Origin of the sequence: Vreelandella massiliensis, from assembly GCF_900155385.1 — a bacterium.
Lineage (GTDB): Bacteria > Pseudomonadota > Gammaproteobacteria > Pseudomonadales > Halomonadaceae > Vreelandella > Vreelandella massiliensis.
Window position 1 is genome coordinate 1,651,559 of the sequence record NZ_LT699745.1, and the last position, 21,187, is coordinate 1,672,745.

Sequence of the window (21,187 nt, forward strand, 5' to 3'; positions counted from 1 at the left end):
CGTTTACATTCCTTTTAATAATGCTATATCACCACAGTGGGAGTGAATAATGGCGTCGTCTCAACTCATGGCGGAGTATCGCCGCTGGCTCACGTTTCAACGCCAGGAGCAGCTAAGCCGCGAACACCAGGGCATTGAGCAGCGCGTAGCGCAGGCAAGAGTTAGCGCAGCACAAGTCGCCCAAGCCTATCGCAGCATGGCCGAAAAAGCCGCCACCGAGGGCGCCTGCTACCGCACACTATTTCTACGAAGTCTCGACAACCAAGACTCGCTGGTGTGCGAGGGCTGGCTCTTTATCAGGCGCATGTTAAGCGAAGGGAGTCAAACGCGTGTGCGCGCCACGCTTTTAGAGACGTTTACGCTCGAAGACGGCATTATGCAGCCCGGTGATAAGCCGGCAAGAAAAGTGACGTTGGAAATTTATGATCGCTTGCAAATGGGGAAAGGCATGCGTACCAGCCCAAGGGTTGACGCTGGCGAAGCGGCTGAAGGCTATCACTTCCTCACGCTAATGGATGCTGTGCGGGGCGACTTACGCCCGCACATGAAATAGCCGGCGCCTATGTTTTCGCGACGCTCGCTGATTTTTTTACTGTTGATGGTGGTGGTTGGGCTCAACCTGCGTCCGGCGATGTCATCGGTTGCACCTTTGCTCACGCGCCTTCAGGAAACAGCGGGACTCACGGCAGCACAGGCGGGCCTGCTCACCACCCTGCCCGTCCTATTTCTGGGCTTGACGGCTCCGCTTGCGCCACTACTTGCCCTGCGTTTAGGCAGTGAACGTGCGCTAAGCACGGCGCTTATCATACTTGCCACCGGCCTAATATTACGCGGGCTGCCACTGCCGGGGGCACTGTTCATCGGCTCCGCCATGGCTGGAGGTGCGATTGGCTTAGGCGGTACGTTACTGCCGGCGCTGGTAAAACGTGAGCTACCGGCTAGCGCCGACTTGGTAACCGGACTTTATACCATGGCACTTTGTCTCGGCGGTGCGCTTGGCGCTGGGCTGAGTGTGCCTCTTACGGCGCTATTGGGCAGTTGGCAAGCTAGCCTCATGAGCTGGTCGCTGTTAGCCCTCGTCGCACTATTGCTGTGGCATTTCAGTATGCCTAGCCAACCCTCGGGCACCATCACCCAGCCAGAAGCCAGTGGGTTAATGAAACTATTAGGCCAACCGCTCACTTGGTATGTAATGCTCTTCATGGGGCTACAGTCCTCGATGGCCTATGTGGTGTTTGGCTGGCTCCCTTCGCTTCTGGTCAGCCGCGGTTATACGGAAGCCGCTGCCGGGTGGACGATGGCGGTCTCCATTATGTTCCAGCTGGTATCGGCACTCACCGCGCCATGGCTTGCTCGCCTTGGACGAGACCAGCGGCCAGCGCTTCTATTCGTTCAGTGCCTCACTGCTTCAGGGCTCTGGCTCTTACTGATGGCCCCTATGGCGTGGAAGTGGCCAGGCGCTATTCTATTAGGATTGGGCCAAGGGGGAAGTTTCAGTCTTGCTTTGAGCCTGCTGGTATTGCGCACGGCTAATTCACGCCTTGCCGGGCAGCTCTCCGGCTTGGTACAAGGCGGGGGATATACGCTCGCCTCGATGGGACCCTTTCTCGTGGGATTACAGCTTCAAGCAGGCGCAACAACCGCGACCATTACCTGGATGCTCATTACCATTCTCGCCCTATGCAGCGGATTTGCGCTCTTTGCCGGTCGTAACCTCCGGCTGGATAACCTCCATGGCCAGCTAATCGTGCAACGCTATTAGCCCGCGCTACGCCTATCAAACGGGAGTTTTTACCATGAGCATATCCTCTCCTTTAGCCGACTGCGCCCCCTCTGAAGAGCGCATCTTGATTATCTATACCGGCGGTACTATTGGCATGGAAGTCTCGTCGAAAGGCCTACTCCCGGCGGGACATTTCGATAAACGCCTCGACCAAGCGCTGACCCAGCTGTCGCTACCCGAACGCGGGCGCCTTCCGGTGTTTGATCTTATGAGCTACCCGACCCCGATCGATTCCAGTACTGCCACACCCGCTAACTGGCAGCAGATTGCGACTGATATCGACACTCGACTGAGTGATTATCGCGGGTTCGTGATACTCCACGGCACTGATACCTTAAGCTGGACCGCCGCCAGCCTCGCCTATCAGTTGCAAGGGATAGATAGGCCTGTGGTGGTGACCGGCGCCATGCAGCCACTTGGGGTTGCAAATAGCGATGCGCTCGAAAACATACAAGGCGCGTTGCACTTTGCGGCACAGCCCGCCCTACAAGAAGTGGCCATTTATTTCGCGGGGCAGCTATTCAGGGGGGTACGAGCCGTAAAGCAGCACACTGAAGCGCCAGAAGCCTTCGCGAGTCCCAACTACCCCCGGCTAGGCGCGCGCGTCGAAGAGGATTTTGTCTATTACCCAAGCCGGGGCCTGCCCCACCAACAGCGCGGCGCCCCTCGCTTTGAGCTGCCTAGCTACTCGCACCTTGCCCAAGGTGAGGTGATCAGGGTAACGCTTTGGCCGGGCATGGCCGCTTGGCAACTGGCAGCGTGGTTGAACGATGACCGCGTGCGAGGAGCCCTGCTGGAACTCTGGGGAGCGGGCAATATCGCCAATGACCCTGATATCTTAGCGGCTATCGCAGCGGCAAGCGGAGAAGGCAAGCTGATCGCGGCCATTAGCCAAGCGCCTCAAGGCAGTGTTCACCTCGGGGCGTATGCTGCCGGACACGAACTCGTTGAAGCGGGCGTCCTTTCGGGCGATGGCATGACGCCTGAAGCGGCCTATACCAAGCTTATCCATTTACTTGCCCAGCCCCTCACGGAGGCTGAACGACGTCAACAGTTCGTCACTTCATTAGTCGGCGAACGATGACCGCAAAAATGTTGCGTTGGGCGGTCAACATAGTCGTTAAATAGTGTAACCATAGTGGCATAAACGCATAAAAACGCTATGGTGAGAGTAACGATGGATGACACGTTATCGACTGTATCGAAAGGAGAAAACGGATGGAAAAACCGGTTCATCACTTTAGCGAACTGTTTGAACAGCTAGGACTCGCCAACGATGCGGCCTCGATTGAGCGCTTTATCGAACGGCACTCCCCCCTGCCAGAAGAAATGGCCCTCGCGGATGCGCCTTGCTGGAATGAAGGACAAGCCGATTTCTTACGCGAAGCGATTGATGAAGATGCCGATTGGGCCGAGGTCGTGGATCATTTAGACGTCTCCATGCATAAAGGCCAATAGGCTTGCTGTAGACAATAAGCCCTCAAGAAACGCAAATTGACTGAGGCAACTCGCGCTAAGTGATAGGTTTAACCTCATCACTTAGCGCTTTTCATTCTCTGCATTTAGCCTTGCTTCCACACGCTCCAGTATTTGCCGGCTCACCTTCCCTACTAGGGGGTTGGCGGCCTTGTTAACTGCCTTTTCTACCAGCCGATTGCGAATCTCGTAAGTTAAAGTGAGCGAGACTTCCGTACCATTCGGCACGGGCCGAAGCTGATACCGCCCTTGGTTTTTCACACCGTCAAGCGACTTCCACGCCAGCACCTCAGGCGCTTTGGCCTCGGTGACTTCGACGTCAAACGTCCAATCCATACCGACGGCACGCACATACCAGCGATAACGATCATCGCCTAGGGGGTCAATACGCTGAATCAGATCAGAGTAGTCAGCAAAATCCTCCACCCGCCGCAGTAGGGCAAACACTCTATCAGGGGTGGCGGTCAGGATTTCACTGTGTTGAATCGTTGCCATAAGATTATCTCGTGTTTGGCGGAGGTTCAGCGCACACTGGCCGGCTTTGTGACTCTATCTAGCGCAGCACCTCTATTGAGTCGACAGGGCATTCATCTATGCGGCGCTCATTTCAAATCACGCATCAACAAGGCAAACTCGATACGCTCGGGTGAGATGGCATCGCCCGGCACAGGAATACGCACCACATGACCGGAGCCTGGCGCCACACCCACTGACTCTCCGCGCTTATTCTGAATATACGCCAGCACAAAACGGCGATTGCCACCGGGTAGCATCAGCTCTACGCCATCGCCCACTTCAAAACGGTTTTTTACTTCAATCTCAAGCTCACCACGCTCGGGATCATAGCCAATCACCTCTCCAACAAACTGCTGATGCACGCCGATCGAGTTGCCTTGTTGGTAATTCTGGTATTCGTCGTGAACATGGCGGCGATAGAACCCTTCCGTATAGCCGCGATTGGCCAAATTATCGAGCTCATCCATTAAGCGCATATCAAAGGGGCGCCCCGCCACCGCATCATCAATGGCGCGTCGATACACTTGCGCCGTACGCGCCACGTAATAGTGGGACTTGGTACGCCCCTCAATTTTCAGTGACGTTACCCCCATACGGGCCAGCTCCGGTACATGCTGAACCGCGCGCAAATCTTTGGAGTTCATGATATAGGTGCCGTGCTCATCTTCGAAGACCGGCATCAACTCCCCTGGACGCGTGCGATCTTCAATCAACGCGGAGAGCTCGTCTTGTCCTTCAACTCCCCCGGCGGTGGCGGTTGTCTCGGTGACACTGCCACTGCCTGCCGCGATTAACCCACCCTCTCCGGGAGTCCACACTCCGCTTGCCGTATGGGCGCGAGCGGAGTTAGCCGGCACAATATCCCCGGTCTCATCCTGAGCGGCGGCAACGGTGTTGTATTTCCAGCGGCACGCGTTAGTGCACGTTCCTTGGTTGGGGTCGCGGTGATTAAAGTAGCCTGAAAGCAGGCAGCGGCCTGAATACGCGATGCAGAGCGCCCCGTGAACAAAGGTCTCGATTTCTAGATCCGGGCACTGCTCGCGGATCTCCGCGATCTCTGCAAGCGATAACTCGCGCGACAGGATAATGCGGCTAATGCCTTGTTGCTGCCAAAATTTTGCCGCGGCCCAGTTGACCACGTTGGACTGTACCGACAGATGTATCACCTGATCCGGCCAGCGCTCGCGAATCATCATGATCAAGCCGGGATCAGACATGATCAGCGCATCCGGTCCCGCTTCGATTACCGGTTCCATATCGCGAAGATAGGTTTTCAGTTTACTATTATGCGGCGCGATGTTGGAGGCGACGTAAAATTGTTTGCCGCGCGCATGCGCGTAGGCAATGCCTTTATGCAAGTTATCAATTTTGAAGTCGTTGTTACGGACCCGCAGCGAGTAGCGCGGCTGCCCCGCATAAACCGCGTCCGCTCCATAGGCGAAGGCGTACCGCATGTTTTTAAAGGTACCGGCGGGCGAGAGTAGTTCAGGCGCTTTCATCGATCATATCCCCTCAAAAGAGGGGGCGAATAGTACCAAGCTGTCCATTCACTGACTAGGCAACCCTGCCTGGCCAGATATCCGGGCATTGCGTACACTTTCCGCTTCCCAAAGCGGGCCCCATAAACTCTCCGGCCAAGAGACGCCGATATGCCTCACTCCTCTGAAAGTACCGCCGTCATCTACTCCGGTGGCCTGGACTCCTATACCGTTCTCCATCGCGCTCTACGCGAGGGACTCAACGTTCACGCGTTATCCTTTGATTACGGTCAGCGCCATCGTCGCGAGCTTGATGTGGCAACGCACGTTTGCCAGGCGCTTTCGTTACCGCATCAGGTGGTCGATATCCGCGCTATCCACGGCCTGATGGACAGCTCCGCGCTGACCAACTCCCAATACGACATCCCCAGCGATGATTACGCTAGTGAGACTCTAGCCGCGACGGTCGTTCCCAACCGCAATATGGTGCTGCTATCGCTTGCCATTGCTAACGCCGTGAATATCGGGGCCACGCGGGTGGATTACGGCGCTCATGGAGGAGATCACGTGCTATACCCGGATTGTCGTCCTGCGTTTGTCGATGCCATGAACCAGGTCGCGGGTATTGCTAACTTCACGCCGGTCACGATCCACGCGCCTTATCTTTATGCCAGCAAGGCGGATATTGTGCGCGACGGGCTCGCCATGGGGTTGGATTACGCCCACACCTGGACGTGCTACGAGGGCAAAACGCTGGCGTGCGGGGTGTGTGGTAGTTGCCGTGAACGCCTTGCCGCGTTTGCGCAAAACAGCGTTCAAGACCCCCTGCCGTATGCCTTATCCTCTCCTGGCAACTCCTGATGAACGCACTCATTCAAACCGATCAAGCCCACGCGGGTTGCCGCCCTGGCTGCGGCGCCTGCTGTATCGCGCCTTCAATCACCACGCCCATACCGGGAATGCCTAACGGCAAACCGGCTGGGGTGCGCTGCGTGCAACTGGATGAAAATAACTTGTGCCGGTTATTTGGCGACACCACGCGGCCGGCGGTATGCACACGATTCACCTTTGATGCCGCACTTTGCGGCGACAAGCGCGAAGACGCTCTCGCCGCGCTTACCGAACTCGAAGGCGCGACAGGCTAACACTCTCCTTGCACTTACCTTGCAATAGGGCGTAAGCGCTACTCACTCGCTCTCCAAACTCTCCGTTGCTAAGCGACGGTCGAGCAAACTCACCCAACGCACCAATACGGGCGCATCGCTATGGCTGACTTCGCTGAGCAAACGCCGGAAAGTGTCACGGGCAGCCTGATCGCCGGGCGCAATATGCGTTAACCAAAACTCCAACGCGGCTAACTCTTGGTGACGATTGCCGTGCTCCCGGGCCTGCGCAATCGCCAGGCTCGCTAGCGCCTTGACCTCATGAGGCGTGTGCCCTAAACGCTGACGCACGCGTGCTAAGTGAGTCGCTAACTCGGGTAAAAATAGCGTGGCGCGTTCGCGGGCAATTACCAAGCATTGATCGAGATAGTCTTCCGCTGCTTTCCACTCGCCCAAGGCCATACACGCATCGGCGTACCACAGCACTGGCCGTTGGTAACGGTCGCGTCCATTCAGCTCGGCCATTTGATCAAGGCTCTCCTCAATCTTCTGCAAACCGCCCCGGTCACCGCCTAGTGCTTGCTGCCAACCCAAAATGGCTTGGGCTGAAATTTGCCAGAGCTGCAGATCGGGCGTGCCGGTCATGGCTGCCGCCCGCTCTGCATGACGTGTAGCCAAATGCACATGTCCAAGCTGGCGATAAAGCGCCGAGGCAAACATCAAGGCCATGGCCAGCGTCCCCGGGTGACCAATTTTCTCCGCCAGCCGAATGGCCGCAGAGACTTGGTGTTCGGCGCGCTGATAATCACCGCGCAAACAGAGTGCCCAGCCCTGAAAGCACGCAGCCGTGACTTGCGGATGATCCGAGAAGGGAAGCCACTCGATCATCATCGATGCGTTGAGAGGATCAATCTCATCGAGATGGTCATGCGCTTGCTGAATCCGCCCCGCCCAGTACTCGCAATGCGCGCGGGCGTAATCGGCCAAACGCTGATAACGTGGATCTTCCAATTTCGCGGCAATATCGGCCAATGTCGAGGCGAGTGCGAAGGCATCTGCATGGGCGTAACGCTGACTGCGACCTACCCAAAGTCCCCACTTCACCAAAAAGATCTGCTCCAAATCCTCTGGCTCGTCGGTACTCTCCTGATCAGTGCGACGCAGAAGCTCGCGGGCGCGGACAAAGCTTTCATGCGCCGTTGGTGAGCCGTGGCCCTCCAGGGCGAAGGCTGCCTGGCCCCGCACGGTCAGCAAGCTGACCTCGCGTTCGGCCTGATGGTCAACATGGCGCAGGCTGGCAAGGCCAAAGTCAGCCATGCGGAGTGCCGTGCGGTTCGCGCTCACTTTTAGCGCCTCACGCGCGGCAAGCTCAAAGTAGCGCGCACCACGGGCGTAGTGCCCGCTTCGGCGCAGGTGTGTGGCAAAATCCCCGGGGTGGCGACTGATCCACATGGGGAAGCGCTCTTCAATGAGGCTCACCACTTGCTGGTGGAGCTTGACCCGCACATCCCGAGGACACGAAAGGTAAGCAGCTTCTTGTAGCAGCTGGTGGCTAAACTGATACTCGGCATAATCGCCCTCTTTCTCAACCGGCTCGACGATTTCAAGCTGACGCATATGCTCAAGCGCTTGGTGTAGCGCGGGAAGCTCAACGCCACTGCACTCAGCAAGGAAATCTAATCGAAAGCGTTTCCCCAGAACGGCCGCTATATGTGCGAGATGGCGATCCTGCTCTAGCTGATCGATACGGCTAGCAAGCAGTCCCAACAGCCCTTTGGGCAAATCATCGAACTGAATGGTACGCCCCTCGCGACGGTCCATATCAAGCCGCCGGCAAATCTCCTGCATGTAAAGCGGCACGCCATCGCAGCGCTCGGTAATTTGATTGCGCAGCCGAGGGCTAAGATGAATACGGTAGCGGCGCGACAACTGCGAGAGTAGCCGCGACGACTGCAGCGCATCCAAGCGCCCGAGCGTGATCTGCTGATCCCAGTGCAGTTTGACCGGTAGCGCCTCGCGGCCATGATGGCTTGCCACCAGCATAAAGGCGGTGTTGATGGGCAAGCGCGCCTGTAGGCCGGATAGCACTTTAAACGAAGGCTCATCCAGCCACTGCAAGTCATCCAGCATTAATACCAAGGTGCGCTCTGCCGCCTGCCGCTCGATCAAGCGATGCAGCAGGCTTACCACCAGCTCTACGGCCTCACCGTTTTGCGTTAGCTGGGTGATCTCTTGAACGTCACGCACGCCTAGCGCTTCCTCCAACAAGCGTTGGCGGGCGTCGTCGAGCTCCGGCATACCCAGGCGGGCTTGCAGCGCTTTCACCAAGTCGGTATCGGGTTCGGCATCGAGATACCACGCCATCAGCGTGCGGGCCACGCCATACGGCTCCAACACGGACAGACGGGTAGCGGGCTGCCAGCAAATTGCGGCGTCGCGACTAAGCTCCAACTGGCGAAATCCCACCATCAGTGCGGATTTCCCCATACCGGAAGGCCCACGCACAAGCACGCTCTGGCGCAAACCGATACCTGCGCGTGCCAGCGCGTCGCGAAGCGTACGCAGCGCGGTTTCACGCCCAACCAAACTCGGCGGCATGGCATCGCGCCCGCCTTCATTTTTACCTAGCGCCAACGCACGCAGGCGCACGCGACCATCGCTTGCTACCAAGCGCGACGCTAGCCGCGGCTGCAGATCAAGAGCGGGCGGCATATGCTGACTCGCCTCTTGGGAGATCACAAGCTCGCTCCCCTCCGCTGCGCTCATTAACTCGAGCGAAACCTGCGTGACCTGCCCAAGCGGGTCGGCCAGTTGACGCTCGGGCAAATACACCACGCGACCACTGTGCAGCCCTGCCGCGAGTTCAAAACGGGGTGGTTCACCTTCCCCCGTCCACTGACGCTCACACTCTTGCGGCAAGGCGTGGCGGCAATGCTCATAGAGCGCGACCAGTTCCGCGAGCTGATGCGCTGGGCCGTGAGTACCAAAGCAAGCTAGCCCCAGCCCTCCCGTAGCGCCGGGCAACCAGAACCCGCCTAAATGGTGACACTGCTGTTCCAGCCAGCGCAATAACTCTAACTGCAACGCCAGGCAACTACGGGTCGCTCCCCGGTCTTGCCAATCGCCCTGCAAACGCAAACGTATGGCCATGACCGAGAGCTGCCGAAGTTCGATCTCATCCTCGCGCAGAGGCTTACTATCGGCCGCCAACGTGCGTGAATAAGCTCCTTGTGGACTGATCATACGGGGATCGTGATGGCCATCCGACCAGTAGTTGGCAAGCTGTAAAAAACTGGGCTCTGGTTGCTGGCCCGACAGCGCCAATAGCTGCAAGTAGCTATTATACTGTTCGTGAGCGGCGGCGAGCTGATCCTTCTCCGCCAGCTGCTTCACCAGCCTCTCATGGAAAGGCCCGTAACCGGAAAAGCGACTTACCAAGGTTTCCAGCATGACATCCGGCATATCGGTATGCGCATCAAGCACCTGCTCGGCAAAACGAATCACCCGCTGGCGCCACTCGTTACGCACCTGGACCAGCCAACGCTGGAACTCGGCGCAGTTGGTTAGCTGCAGTTCTTCGATCAAATCGCCCTGATAACACGCCAGTACATCGTCAAGCGTTGACAGGTCACGCGGGCCTTCGAGCAAACGTTGCAGCTCGTGCAGATCCACTTGCCAGCAAGAGGGAAGGTGAAAGGCGATCGTTTGGCGGGAAACGCTAAGCACCTGCTCGGCTTTATCCCCCAGCGACTGACGCAGGCAGTGCAATGCGTGCCGCAGATTCGTGCGTCCCGAGGACAATCCCTGGTCCGGCCAGAGAAGCTCGGCAAGCGCTGCGCGATTCACCGGCTGGCGGTGAAGGAGCAGGTACACCAGCAACGCTTTCACTTTGTCATAGCTAAAGTGGGTCAGCACATCTTCGCCCTGGGTGAGAGAGAAGTGGCCGAAAAGGACCAGCTGATCAGACTCAGAAACATCGCGCATGGTACACATCCTGCCTAGGCGAATGGCGGGTTACGCCGGGACACCGCTATGAAAACGAAACACCGTATCAGGCGACATAATTAACGCTTGTTCACGCGCCACGAAAAACGCGATGCGCTCATCAATGCAGGCCTCGGTTTGCTGACGGGCTAGCAGAAGGTAATCCTCGAAATGACGCCCCTCGGATTTCACCAGCGTACGGTAAAACTTAGCCAGCTCGGTATCTAAATAGGGAATCAAACAGGCAAAACGCTCACAGCTACGCGCTTCAATTAAGGCACCAATAATCAGCACATCAATCAACCGTTCGGGTTCATTGGGCCGTACATGCCGGCGTAGTCCTTCGGCATAACGCGAGGCGGTGATATGCCGGTACGCGACGCCGCGCTTCTCCATTAGATTGACCACCTGCTCGAAGTGCAGAAGCTCCTCGCGCGCGAGCTGCGACATTTTGCTCAGCAGTAACGGTTGATCGACATACCGGTAGAGCAGACTCATCGCCGTTGAGGCGGCTTTCTTTTCACACTGCGCATGGTCGATCAGCAGTAGCTCCGGGTTTTCCAGTGCCCAAGCCAACCAGGCGCTGGGTGTAGGGCAAGCCAGGAAGTCCAGCAGGCTTTCGGGCAGCAAATCATCCGCCGTTAGGGAATGATCCGCCTGGTTTAATTCAGCGGCAGATATCGACATAACTTCGGTACTCAAACGACTTTATCACTATTGTACAAGACGTGTATCTGAAACGTCAGCGCTGTGCAACCGCAAACGACAGACGCGAGAGGTAATACACTCTTGATTATTGCGTCATGCTTAATCGCGACATGGTAACGCGGCGGCACTAGAATCACATCTCTTAGGCTAAGCCCACTTTCATCCTGCCATCATTATTACAAAAAGGGTTGTCGCGAAATACTTTCACTCGCATTACTTTTCCCCGTGCTTTCACAAAAGTACTTTCACCAAAGTACAAGGGCATTCCCTGCCCGCTCACTTAACATTGTCGACAGTTTACCGTAGAATCTCGGCCACCTAACCAAGCGCTGTTTGTCAAGCGTATATCGTGTGTCTGGCCAGTGCGCTGCTAGCACATCGCAGCTCCCAGCCAGCCATCATAAAGCAAAATGAGAGGGCCCCAACGTGCTTGAAGCTTACCGCCAACATGTAGAGGAACGCGCTGCTGAGGGCGTCCCACCCAAACCCCTGACCGCTGAGCAGGTTGCTGATCTTGTCGAGTTATTGAAAAACCCACCGGCGGGTGAAGAAGAGTTCATTCTGGACTTGATCACCAACCGCGTTCCCCCCGGCGTTGACGAAGCGGCTTACGTTAAAGCGGGCTTTCTCACCGCCATCGCCAAAGGCGAAACCACTTCTCCGCTGATTGACAAGATTCATGCGGTGAAGCTACTCGGCACCATGCAGGGTGGCTACAACATCGTTTCCCTGGTCGAGCTTTTGGACAATGACGAACTTGCCAAAGAAGTCGGCGAACAGCTCAAGCACACCCTGCTGATGTTTGATGCCTTCCACGACGTGGAAGAGCGTGCCAAAAACGGCAATACCGTCGCGAAGGACGTTATTCAGTCTTGGGCTGACGCGGAGTGGTTCCTCTCCAAGCCGGCGCTAGAAGAGAAGATCACCCTGACCGTGTTTAAGGTCCCGGGTGAGACCAATACCGATGACCTTTCCCCGGCACCGGACGCCTGGTCGCGCCCGGATATTCCGCTGCACGCCCGCGCCATGCTGAAAAACGAGCGCGACGGCATTGAGCCGGTTGAGCCCGGCAAAGTGGGCCCGCTCAAGCAGATCGAGGAAGTGAAAGCGAAAGGCTTCCCGGTGGCTTATGTAGGCGACGTCGTGGGCACCGGCTCCTCGCGCAAGTCCGCGACCAACTCCGTGCTGTGGTTCTTCGGTGACGATATCCCGAACGTCCCCAACAAGCGCGCCGGCGGCTTCTGCTTTGGCGGCAAGATCGCGCCGATTTTCTTCAACACCATGGAAGACTCGGGCGCCCTGCCGGTCGAAATGGATGTTACCCACCTTGAGATGGGCGACGTTATCGACGTTTACCCCTATGAAGGTAAAGTGTGCAAGCACGGCACCGACGAGGTTGTCACGACTTTCGAGCTCAAGACACAGCTAATCCTCGACGAAGTTCGCGCTGGCGGTCGTATTCCGCTAATTATCGGGCGCGGTCTAACCGGCAAGGCGCGCGAATCGCTTGGCCTTGAGCCGTCTGACGTTTTCCGCTTGCCAGAACAGCCGGTCGATACCGGCAAAGGTTACACGCTGGCGCAGAAAATGGTCGGCAAGGCCTGTGGCATGGAAGGTGTTCGCCCCGGTATGTACTGCGAGCCGAAAATGACCACCGTGGGCTCTCAGGACACGACCGGCCCCATGACCCGCGACGAGCTCAAGGATCTTGCGTGCCTCGGTTTCCAGGCCGACCTGGTGATGCAGTCGTTCTGTCACACAGCGGCTTACCCGAAGCCGGTTGACGTCGATACCCACCACACCCTGCCCGACTTCATCATGAACCGTGGCGGTGTATCACTACGCCCGGGTGACGGTATTATCCACAGCTGGCTAAACCGCATGCTGCTGCCTGACACAGTCGGCACCGGTGGCGACTCGCACACCCGCTTCCCGCTGGGCATCTCCTTCCCGGCCGGCTCCGGCCTCGTGGCTTTCGCCGCGGCTACCGGCGTCATGCCGCTGGACATGCCGGAGTCCGTGCTGGTCCGCTTTAAAGGCAAGCGCCAGCCGGGCGTTACCCTGCGCGATCTGGTTCATGCCATTCCGCTCTACGGCATCAAACAGGGCCTATTGACGGTAGAGAAATCGGGCAAGAAAAACGCTTTCTCCGGTCGCGTTCTGGAAATTGAAGGCTTGGAAGACCTGACCGTCGAGCAGGCATTCGAGCTTTCTGATGCCTCTGCAGAGCGCTCCGCGGCGGGCTGTACCATTACGCTAAGCGAAGAGAGCGTAAGCGAGTACCTCAAGTCCAATATCACCCTTCTGAAGTGGATGATCGCCAATGGTTACGGCGACGAGCGCACCATCAGCCGCCGCATCGAAGGCATGGAAGCGTGGCTGGCTAACCCGAGCCTGATGCGCGCCGACAAGGATGCCGATTACGCCGAAGTGATCGAAATCGACCTAAGTGAAATCAAGGAGCCGATCCTCTGCGCCCCCAACGACCCGGATGATGCCCGCCTGCTCTCCGACGTCGCCGGCGAAAAGATCGATGAAGTTTTCATCGGCTCGTGCATGACCAACATTGGCCACTTCCGCGCCGCGGGCAAGCTGCTTGAAAAACAGCCGGCCGGCAGCCTGAAGACGCGCCTATGGCTTGCGCCGCCCACCAAGATGGACCAGCATCAGCTGACCGAAGAGGGTTACTACGGTATCTACGGCCGTGCTGGCGCGCGCATGGAAATGCCGGGCTGCTCGCTGTGCATGGGTAACCAGGCCAGGGTCGCGGCGAAGTCCACGGTGGTGTCGACCTCCACACGTAACTTCCCCAACCGCCTTGGCGATGGCGCCGATGTCTACTTGGCTTCCGCTGAACTGGCGGCGGTTGCCGCGGTGGAAGGCCGCCTGCCCAGCGTCGAGGAGTACCAGCGCTACATGGGCGAGTTCGACGCCATGGCCGGTGAAATCTATCGCTACATGAACTTCCACGAAATCGAGGAGTATCAAAAAATGGCCTCGAACGTGATTCCGGTGGAACAGCAAGCATAAGCGCCCCCACCTGACCAACATCGCCGATGCTCGCACCATCGCAGAAGCCACTGTCACGCTTCTGAGCCGATGACCGAACGCCCCGTTTCTGCTTAAGCAGCCGGGGCGTTTTTTTAACCACTTCTTACCGTGTGACCCGTCTTTTTCGACAGACCAAAAGGAGCTCTTATGGGCCTATCTACGCACATACCTTCGGACGATATCGTGACACCCGATATTTGCGATCGCTACCCCGAGGTCGCCGCCGTCGAGCCGCTTTTCGCCAACTTCGGCGGCCTGGACGCTTTCGGCGGTCCGGTACGCACGATCAAGTGCTTTGAAGACAACTCCATGGTGAAACAAGCCGTCGCCGAACCGGGAAATGGGGCGGTGCTGGTGGTTGATGCAGGTGGCTCGTACCGCTGCGCGATGCTCGGTGACATGCTCGCCGAACAGGCCGTCCAAAACGGCTGGGCGGGCGTCATCATGTACGGCTGCGTGCGCGATGTGGATATCCTCGCCACTCTTTCCCTTGGCGTGCAGGCGCTGGGCAGTCACCCGCGCAAAAGCGAAAAACGCGGTGAAGGGCAGCGCGAGGTAGCCGTGACGTTTGGCGGCATCACTATCGAACCGGGCCAGTGGCTCTACGCCGACAACAATGGCATCGTCATCGCCAAAGAGCGTTTGGAGCTACCTGCTTAAGGTACTCAACTTGCCAGCGGTGGCGCTCCAGTGCCACCCTGGTGGATAGCCCTAAGCATTGAGACGCATGTCTTGCCTATGCAGCCACTAAAAACGCTCGGAAGATTACTGCTGAGAACGTTGCGGGACCATCTTCGCCCGCTCATCGCGTTTCACCTCTTTTTTACCCTGCTCGCTTCTACCCTTCTCCTACCCGCCGTTTTCTGGGCGCTACACACGCTGCTCGCGCGACTCAATCGGGTCGTTGTCACCACCGAAGACCTTGTCACGCTGCTCTTTAGTCCGTTAGGGCTGGCGGTATCGCTGGTGGCGCTGGGGCTTACCTTTATCGTGCTTTATTGGCAGCAGGCGGGCATGCTGCACGTGGCGATTCGACCCCGCGATAATCACTACCGCTTGGCATTGGACGCCTTGTGGCTAAGCACCCGGCGCTTGCCTGCGCTTACCGGCTTGGTGGTGCTTCAGGTAGGGGCGCACATCCTTCTGGTAGCGCCTTTTATGTTCGCTTTAGCGTGGCTTTACGATGTTTGGCTCGGCGGGCTGGACACCTATTACCTGCAGCGCGTCAAACCCGCGGTGCTATGGTATTTCATTGCCTCAGCGCTACCGCTATTCGGGGTGTGGGCGTGGCTGGCGGCCTGGCTCTATTTACGCTGGGTTTTGGCGCTCCCCCTGGTAGCACTCGAAAACATTTCGCCATTGCACGCGCTGAAACGCAGCGTTGTGCATACCCGTGGCTGGCATCGTTCTATCGGCACGGCGGTACTGATTGTGCTGTTGAGCGTTATTGTGCTGCCGATTATCACCACGCTGCTTTTTGACCAACTGTTCACGCCGCTGCTGTGGTGGCTGCCGGAGCATAATGCCGTGCTCATGCCGGCGATGTTGGCGTATCTAACCGGGTATGTGCTCGTTACCCTAGCGATCACCTTCCTGGGTATTGCCGTTAATGCCATGCTCTCGGCCTGTTTATACATGCAACTGGCCCACCGCTCTGCGCATGCCTCTCCGCCACAAGCCTCTCACCCAGGTCGCCTCGCCTGGATGGCGGAGCTTGGCGTGCTGCTATTTGCCGGGTTACAGGCATGGTGGATACTCAATAGTTTCGAGCTCTCCGACGACATCGAGATTATTGCCCACCGCGGCAGTTCCATGGTGGCCCCCGAAAACACCATGGCAGCCATTGATCAAGCGGTGATCGACGGCGCCGACGCCATTGAAATCGATGTTCGCTTAACCGCCGATAAGCACGTCATGCTCTATCACGACCGCACAATGGCTCGCTTAGCGGGTGACCCGCGCGAGTTTGGCGATTTAACACGTGATGAGTTAGCCCGCTTCGATGTCGGCAGCTGGTTTGGCGATGCCTTTCAGGGTGAGCCCATTCCCGGCTTGGACGAAGCCTTGCGTGCCATGCGGGGTAAGGCCAGTTTGATGATCGAAATGAAGCCACTCCCCGGTCAAAGCCGGCAACTCGCTGATGCCGTGATTGAGGTGCTGTTTGAGGAAAGCGAGCAACGCATCGCCTGCTGGGCACAACAAGCAGCGCCCTTGGAGGCTTACGCTCGCTGCGGCTTCCCTAATGCGTTTGCCGACATGAGCGCGGCAACGATGACACCATCGCTTCTGCGCTACTTAAAAGCGCAGGCGCCCGCCCTGCGCACGACACTTTTGGCTCAGCTTATTCTTCCCGGCACCCTCAATAGGCGCGAATTTGACGCACTGGGCCTGCGCCATAACCGCATCACGGAACAGGAAGTACGCTTAGCGCTTTTATACGATTACGAAATTCACGCCTGGACGGTGAATAGCCGTGCACGGATGTCAACGTTGATCGATATGGGCGTCGATGCGATTATCACCGACTATCCCGATCAGTTAGCCGAGCTACTCGCCGACCGTCACGAACTCAGCGACGGCGGCCTCATGCTAGTCAAACTGCGCAATTGGTTACGCCAGTGAAGGGTCCGCTCAATCGCCCATGACCACCCCTTCGCGGCGTGGGTCGGCACCACCGAAAAGCGAGCCATCTTCTTGGCGCATAATCACCTGCAGCCCGCTGGTCAGTTCGCGCTCGTTGACATCATGGCCGTACGCTTCCAGCTTGTTGAGGGTTGGGTCAGGAAAGCGATCCTTCTCGACAAAAACTCCCTCGCCAAGCGTAATGGCGTGGGGAAGCGTGAGTGCTTCTTGCGCATTTAAGCCCCAATCCCGCAGTGCTACCAACGTACGGGCGGTGTAGTGAATAATCGCTGCTCCGCCGGGAGATCCCAGACTCCCCAACAAGGCTCCACTGTCGCGCTCAAAAATGAGCGTTGGGCTCATGCTGGAGCGCGGCCGCTTGCCCGCTTCAACGCGATTGGCCACCGGTTCGCCTTCCACTTCAGGTACAAAAGAGAAATCGGTGAGCTGATTGTTAAGCAGATAGCCACCCGCAAGGCCGGTGCCGCCGTCGGTGAGAATACGCGAACCAAACGCCTGCTCAATCGACGAGGTCATCGCGACCGCCTGCCCATCGGCGTCCACAATACTGATATGACTGGTGCCGTATTCCGGCTGGGAAGGCGCCAGCGCCCAACTAGTCACCAGCTCACCTGGATGACCCGGTTCCGCGCTACCCCCCATGCTTTCATTGGAAGCCACCAGAGCAGCCCGCTTGGCCAAGTACTCAGGCGCAAGCATGCTATCCCACTCACCGCCTGGCGCTTCGACAAAGGCGGGATCGGCGATATAGCGGTTGCGATCGGCAAAGGCGAGACGGGATACTTCTAAAAATTGATGCAACCAACCCGCACTTGGCGCCCCGTTATCAAGCGGTGCTTCTTGCATGGGCTGGTGATCCAGCATTCCGAGTATCTGCATGATGGTTAAGTGCCCCGACGAAGGCGGAGGAAAGCCACACACCTCCCATTGGCGCCAGGGGGTACACAAAGGCGCGCGCTCCAAGGCGTCGTATGCTGCCATATCTTCCAGGCTCAGTTTGCCGGGTCGTTCACGGTGCGAGCTCACCCGCTCGACCACGTCTTCCGCGACCGTTCCCGCGTAGAAGGCATCGCTACCCTCCTTGGCGATTTGGCGCAAAACTTCCGCCAATGCCGGATTTTTCAGCACCGTTCCTACGGGGAGCGCTGAATCCTTATCTTGGTAATAAAACGCTTGTGCCTGCGGATCTTTTCGCAGCGCGTCATCAGATGCGAGACTTTCGTGCAAACGCGGACTAACCGCGAATCCTGCTTCTGCCAAGGAAATCGCTGGGCTGAAAAGCACCTCCCAGTCTAATGCTCCATGCGCTTCATGCGCTTGTTTAAGCATTTTCAATGTGCCCGGCACGCCTACCGACAGCCCGCTTGCCACTGCCTCCATAAACGCTAAAGGCTCACCTTCCTCATCGAGAAAAAGGGTTTCATCGACTGCCGCTGGCGCTTTCTCCCGGCCATCGAAAGCCTGGACGTCGGTGCCGTCGTAATGCATAAGAAAGCTGCCACCGCCGATACCGCTGGACTGGGGCTCGACCAGCGTCAGCACCATCTGTACCGCCACAGCGGCGTCTATGGCATTACCTCCCGCTTTGAGCACCTGATAACCCGCATCTGCCGCGAGCGGATTGGCCGCCGCCACAGCAAACGCTTCTGCCTCCCAACCTGGCTTCTCTTCAAACCCAGAGGCGATTTCCGGTGAGATGGCGGGGGCTTCATAGCGAAAGCCGGCGGCAGTGAGTGGCAACAACAAACACCCTAGCGGCAAGACACGTTTTAAGCGAGGTAACATAAACGCTCCTATTGGGTTCTCTTCATTGCGTCTCACTGTACCTTAGACCAAAACGCCCGGCACTGGGCCGGGCGTATGCAACAGATTCGTGTCAAACAGCGCTGTAGCGCATAGAAAATGGTGCTTCCACCATTTTTAGGCGATTTTTTCTCCAGCGAGCATAAACCAGGTTTCGAGTACGGCATCGGGGTTGAGCGAAACCGAGTCGATCCCCTGCTCCATCAACCACTTCGCCAGGTCGGGGTGATCCGATGGCCCTTGCCCACAAATACCTACGTACTTGCCCTGGGCTTTACATGCCTGAATCGCCATCGACAGCAGTTTTTTCACCGCTTCGTTACGCTCGTCGAAAAGATGCGCCACGATGCCCGAGTCACGATCCAAGCCCAGGGTCAGCTGAGTTAAATCGTTAGAGCCGATGGAGAAGCCGTCAAAGTACTGCAAGAACTCATCCGCCAGCAGCGCATTGGCTGGAAGCTCGCACATCATGATGACCTTTAATCCCCAGTCGCCACGCTTCAGTCCATTGGCGGCCAACAGATCAACCACTTCGCGCGCTTCTTCGGTAGTGCGCACAAAGGGCACCATGATTTCGATGTTATCGAGCCCCATCACTTCACGCACGCGCTTGAGCGCACGGCACTCAAGTTCAAAACAGGGCCGGAACGCTTCGGAAATATAGCGTGAAGCACCACGGAAACCGAGCATCGGGTTCTCTTCGCCGGGCTCGTAAAGCTTACCGCCAATCAGGTTTTCGTACTCATTGGACTTGAAGTCCGAAAGGCGAACAATCACGCGCTGGGGATAGAACGAGGCCGCCAGCGTCGAGATGCCCTCGACCAGCTTATCGACGTAAAAGTTGACCGGGTCGTCGTAACCCGCCGTGCGCAAATCAATAATTTGCTGCAGATCGGACGGCAGGGTGTCGTACTCAAGCAGCGCTTTGGGATGAACGCCAATCATCCGATTAATAATAAACTCTAGGCGCGCCAAGCCAACGCCGGCATTGGGCAGGCTGGCAAAGCTGAAAGCGCGATCCGGGTTACCGATGTTCATCATGATTTTGAACGGAATGTCCGGCATTGCATCGACGCTTGTGACGTTGCGATCGAACGCTAAAAGCCCCTCGTAAACATGGCCAGCGTCGCCTTCGGCGCAGGAAACGGTCACATCGCTACCTTCGTTGAGGAGCTCCGTGGCGTCGCCACAGCCCACCACGGCCGGTATGCCTAGCTCGCGGGCGATGATCGCCGCGTGGCAGGTGCGCCCGCCACGGTTGGTAACGATCGCTGAGGCGCGCTTCATGATCGGTTCCCAGTCCGGGTCGGTCATGTCAGTGACCAGGATGTCACCATCGTGGATCTTGTCCATGTCATCGGGACTAAGCACCACCTTGACCGTACCGCTGCCAATGCGCTGGCCGATCGCGCGACCGGTCACCAGGGTGCGCCCCTTCTCTTTCAAGTTGAAGCGCTCAAGCTTACCGCCTTCCTGCTGAGAGACCACGGTCTCGGGACGCGCCTGAACGATATAGAGCTTGCCATCGTCGCCATCGAGCGCCCACTCGATGTCCATCGGCCGCTGGTAGTGAGCTTCAATGGTCATGGCCTGGCGTGCAAGATCCATGACTTGTTCGTCGGTGATGCAGAAACGGCCGCGGTCTTTGAGCGGCACATCGACGGTTTCCACCGACTTACCTGCGCTTGCGTCTTCACCGTAAACCATCTTGATCAGTTTAGAGCCGAGATTACGGCGTAGCACTGCTGGTCGCCCCGCCGCCAGCGTCGGTTTGTGCACGTAGAATTCGTCCGGGTTTACCGCGCCCTGAACCACGGTCTCGCCCAGCCCCCAGGACGCGGTCACAAACACCGCATCGCGGTAGCCGGACTCGGTATCCAGGGTAAACATTACCCCAGCCGCACCGGTTTCCGAGCGCACCATTTTTTGAATACCGGCGGAGAGGGCGACGTTCTCGTGGGCATAGCCCCGATGAACGCGGTAGGAGATCGCACGGTCATTGAACAGCGAAGCGAACACCTCGTGCACCGCACGCTTGATATTGTCAAAGCCTTCGATGTTTAGGAAAGTCTCTTGCTGACCCGCAAAGGAGGCGTCGGGAAGGTCTTCCGCGGTGGCCGAGCTGCGTACGGCAACTTTTAGCTGAGGGTGGCGCGTTTGCAGCTGCTCGTAGGCTTCACGCAGCGCGGCTTCGAAGGTAGGCGGCAGCGGCGTGTCGATAATCCACTGGCGGATGTTACGCCCGGCTTCGGTTAACGCTTTGACATCATCCACGTCCAAGCGCTTTAGCGTGTCGTTGATGCGCTCGTTGAGGCCTTCGTGAGAGAGGAATTCACGGTAGGCATGCGCGGTGGTTGCAAAGCCGCCGGGAACAGTGACACCAACTTCGGACAGGTTAGAGATCATCTCGCCCAGCGAGGCGTTTTTACCGCCTACGCGCTCGACATCATCCATCCCCAACTGATCAAACCACAGAATGTACTCTTCCACGCAACCCCCTCGCATTTAAACATCCGTACGGCAAGCAAGCCGCCACTGATTGACGCTGCTACCCTAACACCGGTCTATGGTATTCGCCATTGGTCTAACAGCGAAGGGAGTGGAGGATATTTACAACATACGCCAGTTTTCGCCCGGTTATG

General features: G+C 57.6%; 15 protein-coding genes. 9 read left to right on the forward strand and 6 right to left on the reverse strand.

Annotated features, from left to right (window positions below; all coding sequences use genetic code 11):
- Positions 1–49 precede the first annotated feature (49 nt).
- From BQ9846_RS12410 to BQ9846_RS12425, 4 genes are all read left to right on the forward strand, one after another.
- Positions 50–553, forward strand: coding sequence for a hypothetical protein (locus tag BQ9846_RS12410; protein ID WP_075881267.1), 504 nt, complete (start codon positions 50–52; stop codon positions 551–553).
- Between the two features lie 9 nt (positions 554–562).
- The gene (locus tag BQ9846_RS12415; protein ID WP_075881268.1) at positions 563–1,762 is read left to right on the forward strand and encodes an MFS transporter; all 1,200 of its coding nucleotides are present in this window, start codon (positions 563–565) and stop codon (positions 1,760–1,762) included.
- A gap of 34 nt (positions 1,763–1,796) precedes the next feature.
- Positions 1,797–2,867 (forward strand): asparaginase, encoded by a 1,071-nt coding sequence (locus BQ9846_RS12420; RefSeq protein ID WP_075881269.1) that lies wholly within the window; start codon positions 1,797–1,799, stop codon positions 2,865–2,867.
- 134 nt (positions 2,868–3,001) lie between these two features.
- Positions 3,002–3,241, forward strand: coding sequence for a DUF2789 domain-containing protein (locus BQ9846_RS12425; protein WP_075881270.1), 240 nt, complete (start codon positions 3,002–3,004; stop codon positions 3,239–3,241).
- An 81-nt stretch (positions 3,242–3,322) separates the two neighbouring features.
- Here BQ9846_RS12425 and BQ9846_RS12430 read toward each other — a convergent pair whose 3' ends face one another.
- Both BQ9846_RS12430 and trhP read right to left on the reverse strand, forming a co-directional pair.
- Complete coding sequence (locus BQ9846_RS12430; RefSeq protein WP_075881271.1) at positions 3,323–3,754, reverse strand: SRPBCC family protein; 432 nt, start codon at positions 3,752–3,754, stop codon at positions 3,323–3,325.
- A 107-nt stretch (positions 3,755–3,861) separates the two neighbouring features.
- Positions 3,862–5,274, reverse strand: coding sequence for a prephenate-dependent tRNA uridine(34) hydroxylase TrhP (gene trhP / locus BQ9846_RS12435; RefSeq protein ID WP_075881272.1), 1,413 nt, complete (start codon positions 5,272–5,274; stop codon positions 3,862–3,864).
- 150 nt (positions 5,275–5,424) lie between these two features.
- Here trhP and queC point away from each other — a divergent pair, with 150 nt between their 5' ends.
- Positions 5,425–6,114, forward strand: coding sequence for a 7-cyano-7-deazaguanine synthase QueC (queC, locus tag BQ9846_RS12440; RefSeq protein WP_075881273.1), 690 nt, complete (start codon positions 5,425–5,427; stop codon positions 6,112–6,114).
- Entirely contained in the window at positions 6,114–6,398 is a 285-nt protein-coding gene (locus tag BQ9846_RS12445) for a YkgJ family cysteine cluster protein (protein ID WP_075881274.1), read from the forward strand. Before queC ends, BQ9846_RS12445 begins: the two co-directional genes overlap by 1 nt.
- A 42-nt stretch (positions 6,399–6,440) precedes the next feature.
- Here the strand turns inward: BQ9846_RS12445 and BQ9846_RS12450 are convergent, their stop codons facing one another.
- Positions 6,441–10,340: an ATP-binding protein gene (locus BQ9846_RS12450; protein WP_075881275.1), complete on the reverse strand. Its 3,900-nt coding sequence runs from the start codon at positions 10,338–10,340 to the stop codon at positions 6,441–6,443.
- A gap of 30 nt (positions 10,341–10,370) precedes the next feature.
- On the reverse strand, positions 10,371–11,027 hold the full coding sequence (locus BQ9846_RS12455; RefSeq protein ID WP_075881276.1) for a MiaE family protein: 657 nt from the start codon (positions 11,025–11,027) through the stop codon (positions 10,371–10,373).
- A gap of 447 nt (positions 11,028–11,474) precedes the next feature.
- Between BQ9846_RS12455 and acnB the strand changes: the two genes are divergently transcribed.
- The 3 genes from acnB to BQ9846_RS12470 all read left to right on the forward strand — a co-directional run bounded on the left by acnB (position 11,475) and on the right by BQ9846_RS12470 (position 16,721).
- Positions 11,475–14,078 (forward strand): bifunctional aconitate hydratase 2/2-methylisocitrate dehydratase, encoded by a 2,604-nt coding sequence (gene acnB, locus BQ9846_RS12460; protein WP_075881277.1) that lies wholly within the window; start codon positions 11,475–11,477, stop codon positions 14,076–14,078.
- Positions 14,079–14,246: 168 nt separating this feature from the next.
- Positions 14,247–14,759 carry a ribonuclease E activity regulator RraA gene (gene rraA, locus BQ9846_RS12465; protein ID WP_075881278.1) on the forward strand — a complete coding sequence of 171 codons (513 nt, stop codon included), beginning with the start codon at positions 14,247–14,249 and terminating at the stop codon, positions 14,757–14,759.
- Between the two features lie 78 nt (positions 14,760–14,837).
- The gene (locus BQ9846_RS12470; protein WP_075881279.1) at positions 14,838–16,721 is read left to right on the forward strand and encodes a glycerophosphodiester phosphodiesterase family protein; all 1,884 of its coding nucleotides are present in this window, start codon (positions 14,838–14,840) and stop codon (positions 16,719–16,721) included.
- Between the two features lie 9 nt (positions 16,722–16,730).
- Here BQ9846_RS12470 and ggt read toward each other — a convergent pair whose 3' ends face one another.
- The gene (ggt, locus tag BQ9846_RS12475; RefSeq protein WP_075881280.1) at positions 16,731–18,527 is read right to left on the reverse strand and encodes a gamma-glutamyltransferase; all 1,797 of its coding nucleotides are present in this window, start codon (positions 18,525–18,527) and stop codon (positions 16,731–16,733) included.
- A gap of 135 nt (positions 18,528–18,662) precedes the next feature.
- Positions 18,663–21,035, reverse strand: coding sequence for a phosphoenolpyruvate synthase (gene ppsA, locus BQ9846_RS12480; RefSeq protein ID WP_075881750.1), 2,373 nt, complete (start codon positions 21,033–21,035; stop codon positions 18,663–18,665).
- Positions 21,036–21,187 lie beyond the last annotated feature (152 nt).